The organism is Actinomycetospora sp., assembly GCF_055612215.1.
Map to the genome: position 1 here is coordinate 1 of NZ_JBVPVA010000297.1, position 4,767 is coordinate 4,767.

The window sequence follows — 4,767 nt, forward strand, 5'->3', positions numbered from 1 at the left end:
CGACGATCTACCCCAACTACCGGGTCGTCGCCTACTACGGCACGGCCGACACGGACCGGCTGGGCGTCCTCGGGGCGGGGACGCCCGAGCAGGCCGCCCGGAAGCTCGAGCAGGCCGCGGCCCCGTTCGCGACGCCGGGGCGCACCGTGCAGCCGGCGATGGAGCTGATCGTCGGCGTCGCGGACGGCGGGCCCGGCCCGGACGGCGCCTACCACCACGACATCGACCAGGGCGCGGCCCGGCAGTACCTCGCGGCAGCGCGGGCACACAAGCAGCTGATGATCATCGACATCCAGCCCGGCCGCTCCGACTTCATGACGGCGGTCAGGCCGTGGGAGAGCCTCCTGCGCGAGCCCGACGTGAGCCTGGCGCTCGACCCCGAGTGGCGGATGCCGCCCGGCGCGGTCCCCGGCAAGCAGATCGGCACGGTCTCCGCGGACGAGGTCAACCAGGTCTCGACGTGGCTCGCCGACATCGTGCGCGCCGGCAACCTCCCGCAGAAGCTGTTCGTGGTGCACCAGTTCACCTCGAACATGATCACGAACCCGGAGCGCCTCCAGACCCCGCCGCAGCTCGCGATGGTCCAGCACATCGACGGCTTCGGGGCGCCGCCGAACAAGCTCGGCAAGTACAAGGACCTCCAGCGCCCGCAGCAGATGCACCTCGGGTTCAAGCTCTTCTACACGCAGGACACCCCGATGCTGACCGTCGCGCAGGCCATGGCGCTCCAGCCCGCCCCGGACCTCGTCACGTACCAGTAGCCCGGCAGCGGAACCGGTTCGCGCCGCCTCGTTAGGCTCGCTCCATGGCACGAGGCGTCACGCGGATGTCCGATCTCTTCCTGCGCACCCTGCGCGAGGACCCGGCCGACGCCGAGGTGCCGAGCCACAAGCTGCTGGTGCGCGGGGGCTACGTGCGCCGCATCGCCCCCGGCATCTACTCCTGGCTGCCGCTGGGGATGCGGGTGCTGCGCAACATCGAGCGCATCGTGCGCGAGGAGATGGACGCGATCGGCGGCCAGGAGGTGCACTTCCCGGCCCTGCTGCCCAAGGAGCCCTACGAGGCGAGTGGGCGCTGGACCGAGTACGGCGACGCGCTCTTCCGGCTCAAGGACCGCAAGAAGGCCGACTACCTGCTCGGGCCCACGCACGAGGAGCTCTTCACGCTCATGGTGAAGGGGGAGACCTCGTCGTACCGGGACTTCCCGATCACGCTCTACCAGATCCAGACGAAGTACCGGGACGAGGAGCGGCCGCGCGCGGGCATCCTGCGCGGGCGCGAGTTCGTCATGAAGGACTCGTACTCCTTCGACCTGTCCGACGCGGGCCTGGCCGAGTCGTACGCGGCGCACCGCGTCGCCTACCAGCGGATCTTCTCCCGGCTCGGTCTCGAGATCCAGATCGTCTCGGCGATGTCCGGGGCGATGGGCGGCTCGGCGTCGGAGGAGTTTCTCGCGCCCTGCGAGACCGGGGAGGACACCTACGTCCGCTGCCTGGAGTCGGGCTACGCCGCGAACGTCGAGGCCGTGACGACGCCCGCCCCGCCGGAGCAGCCGATCGCCGACCAGCCCGAGGCCGTCGTGTACGACACCCCGGACACCCCGACGATCGACACGCTCGTCGCGCACGTGAACTCCCTCGGGCTGGGACGGACGTTCACCGCGGCGGACACCCTCAAGAACGTCATGGTCAAGACGCGGACGCCGGGCAGCTCGGAGTGGTCGCTGCTCGGGGTCGGGGTGCCGGGTGACCGCGAGGTCGACATGAAGCGCCTCGAGGCCGCGGTGTCGCCCGCCCAGGTGGTCCTGCTCGAGGACTCCGACTTCACCGCCAACCCCTTCCTCACCAAGGGCTACATCGGCCCGGTGGGCCTGGCGAAGAACGGGGTGCGCTACCTGGTCGACCCGCGGATCGTCACCGGCACCGCGTGGGTCACCGGGGCCGACGAGCCCGGCCGCCACGTCGTCGACCTGGTCGTCGGCCGCGACTTCACCCCCGACGGCACCATCGAGGCCGCCGACGTCCGCGCGGGGGATCCCTCGCCGGACGGGGCGGGTCCGCTCGTGGCCGCCCGCGGCATCGAGATGGGCCACATCTTCCAGCTCGGCCGCAAGTACGCCGACGCGCTCGGGCTCACCGCGGCGGGCGAGGACGGCAGGCCGGTGACGGTGACGATGGGCTCCTACGGGATCGGCGTCTCCCGCGCGGTGGCCGCCATCGCCGAGCAGCACGCCGATACCAAGGGCCTGGTGTGGCCGCGCGAGGTCGCGCCGTTCGACGTGCACCTCGTCGTCGCCGGCAAGGACGTCACCCACACCGAGGCCGCCGAGACGATCGCCGCGGGGCTCGCCGGGGCGGGCCTCGAGGTCCTCCTCGACGACCGCAAGGCCACGCCCGGGGTGAAGTTCGCCGACGCCGAGCTCATCGGCGTGCCGACCGCGATCACCGTCGGGCGCGGCCTCGCGAACGGCGTCGTCGAGGTGACCGAGCGCGCCACGGGACAGCGGCGCGAGGTCGGGGTCGACGACGTCGTCGGGGCCCTGACGGGCGGGAGCTAGACCGCCCGGCGCCGCTCCATCCGGACGCTGACCGCGAACACGACGATCCCGAAGAGCGGGAGCACCGCGCCGACCGCGGCTGGGGCGTCGTAGCCGAGCCCGGCGGCCAGCACCGCACCGCCGAGCGCGGCGCCGAGGGCGTTGGCGACGTTGAACGCGGAGTGGAAGCTCGCCGCCGCCAGCGACGGGCCCTCGGCGGCGAAGTCGATCAGCCGCCCCATGAGCGCCGGCCCGGCGGACATCCCGACGAAGCCGAGCGCGAAGAGCCCGAGGGTCGCGGAGACCTCGTGGTGGGCGCCGACGGTGAAGGCGACGAGCACGGCCGAGTACACGACCAGCGCGATCGCGATCGTCAGCCGCGGCGCGCGCTCGGCGAACCGGCCGCCCGCGACGTTCCCGACGGTCATCCCGATGCCGAGCGCACCGAGCAACAGGGGCACCGTCGACGTCGGGACCCCGGCCTGGGCGGTGAGGATCGGGCTGATGTAGCTGTACACCGCGAAGAGGCCGCCGAAGCCCGTGGCGATCACGCCGAGGGTGAGCCACACCTGCGGGCGGGTCAGCGCGGTGAGCTCGCCGCGCAGGCTGCCGCCGCGGTCGCCGGGCGGGCTCGGGACGAGCGTCGTCACCGCGAGCACGGTGATCAGGGCGATCACGGTGACCGCGAGGTAGGCGCTGCGCCAGCCGAAGGTGTCCCCGAGCCACGTCGCGGCCGGGACGCCGACGATGTTCGCGATCGTCAGCCCGAGCATCACCGTCGCCAGCGCGCGGGCGCGCTTCTCCGGGGGCACGAGCGCGGATCCGAGCACCGCGGCCGTGCCGAAGTACGCGCCGTGGGGGAGTCCGGCGAGGAAGCGCAGGGCCACGAACGGCAGGAACGACGGGGCGATCGCGGAGAGCGCGTTGAACAGGACGAGGGCGACGGCGAGCGCCACCACCAGGCGCTTGCGCGGCCAGCGGGCGCCGACCAGCGCGATCAGGGGCGCGCCGACGACGACGCCGAGCGCGTAGGCGCTGATGGCGATGCCCGCCGTCGGGACGGAGACCCCGAGGTCGGAGGCGAAGCCGGGCAGCACGCCCATGCTCGCGAACTCGGTGGTGCCGATCGCGAGGCCGCCGAGCGAGAGCGCGGCGAGGCTGACCGCCGCGGGGACGCGGCGTCGGCCGGTGTCGGTGGGCTGCGGTGATCCGGTCGGCGCGGTGGGCTCGACGGACGTGCTCACAGGGAGGTCCTCCGGACGGACGAGTGGGGAACGAGTTCGGTGAGGTCGCGCAGGGCCAGGTGGGCTCCGCCGCCGGCGCCGCCCTTGACCCCGGCGACGGTGGCGCCGGCCGCGCGCCCCGCGGCGGCCCCGGTGGCGGTGTCCTCGACGACGAGGCAGTCGGCCGGGTCGACGCCCAGCCGGGCCGCGGCGAGGAGGTAGCCCTCCGGATCCGGCTTGCCGCGGGTGACGGCCTCGCGGTCGACGACGACCGGGGCGGCGATGCCGGCCGCGCCGAGGCGGGCCGCCGCGAGCCGGGCGTCGGCGCTGGTCACGACGGCCCAGGGACGGCCGAGCTCGTCGAGGGCCGCGATGAGGTCGAGGGCGCCCGGAGCGGCCACGACGTCGGCGAGGTCGTGGTACTCGCGCTCGAGCTGGGCCCGGGCGGCGGCCTCGACGGCAGGTCCCTCGAGGTCCGGGCGCATGCGGGCGGCGGTGTCCGCGGCGGGGTGGCCGGGCATCACGGCGAGCACCTCGTCCTCGTCGACGCCGTACTCGCGGGCCCAGGCGCGCCAGGAACGCTCGACGGCGGCGTCCGAGTCGACCAGGGTGCCGTCCATGTCGAACAGCACCGCGGCGTACGTCTCGACGGTCAGATCGCCCGTGCGGGTCATGGCTCGTCCCCTCCCCTCGGTGGTCCTCGTGCTTTTCCTCGGTATCCGAGGATAATGAGGGCGTGGGCAACGTGGGAGGCGCCGAGGGCACCGAACGCTGTGAGCCGTATCGCGCCCGGGTCGATCGGTGGCGCACCAGCGCGAGCGTGCTCGACGAGGTCCGCCGCTCACCGGGGCTGACCCGTGTCGAGCTCGCGGCGCGACTGAACCTGTCGAGCGCGACGACGACGGAGACCGTGGCCCGGCTGCGCGAGACCGGGTGGCTCGCCGAGGAACGGGCCCCGGTGAGCGGGCGCGGCCGTCCCACGACGTGCCTGCGCCCGGCTCCGGACGG

General features: G+C 73.7%; 5 protein-coding genes. 3 read left to right on the top strand and 2 right to left on the bottom strand.

All coding sequences use genetic code 11. The annotated features are described in order from the left end of the window. Both AC0CYZ_RS08260 and AC0CYZ_RS08265 read left to right on the top strand, forming a co-directional pair. A partial coding sequence (locus tag AC0CYZ_RS08260) for a hypothetical protein (RefSeq protein WP_472214143.1) occupies positions 1-761 on the top strand: 761 nt, incomplete at its 5' end. 44 nt (positions 762-805) lie between these two features. Continuing rightward, the gene (locus AC0CYZ_RS08265; protein WP_472214145.1) at positions 806-2,557 is read left to right on the top strand and encodes a proline--tRNA ligase; all 1,752 of its coding nucleotides are present in this window, start codon (positions 806-808) and stop codon (positions 2,555-2,557) included. Here AC0CYZ_RS08265 and AC0CYZ_RS08270 read toward each other — a convergent pair. Further along, positions 2,554-3,780 carry an MFS transporter gene (locus tag AC0CYZ_RS08270; protein ID WP_472214147.1) on the bottom strand — a complete coding sequence of 409 codons (1,227 nt, stop codon included), beginning with the start codon at positions 3,778-3,780 and terminating at the stop codon, positions 2,554-2,556. The two genes, AC0CYZ_RS08265 and AC0CYZ_RS08270, sit on opposite strands and share 4 nt — an antisense overlap. Next, the gene (locus tag AC0CYZ_RS08275) at positions 3,777-4,433 is read right to left on the bottom strand and encodes an HAD-IA family hydrolase (RefSeq protein ID WP_472214149.1); all 657 of its coding nucleotides are present in this window, start codon (positions 4,431-4,433) and stop codon (positions 3,777-3,779) included. The genes AC0CYZ_RS08270 and AC0CYZ_RS08275 overlap by 4 nt, the downstream gene beginning before the upstream one ends. A 62-nt stretch (positions 4,434-4,495) precedes the next feature. Between AC0CYZ_RS08275 and AC0CYZ_RS08280 the strand changes: the two genes are divergently transcribed. Then, a partial coding sequence (locus tag AC0CYZ_RS08280) for a MarR family transcriptional regulator (protein WP_472214151.1) occupies positions 4,496-4,767 on the top strand: 272 nt, incomplete at its 3' end.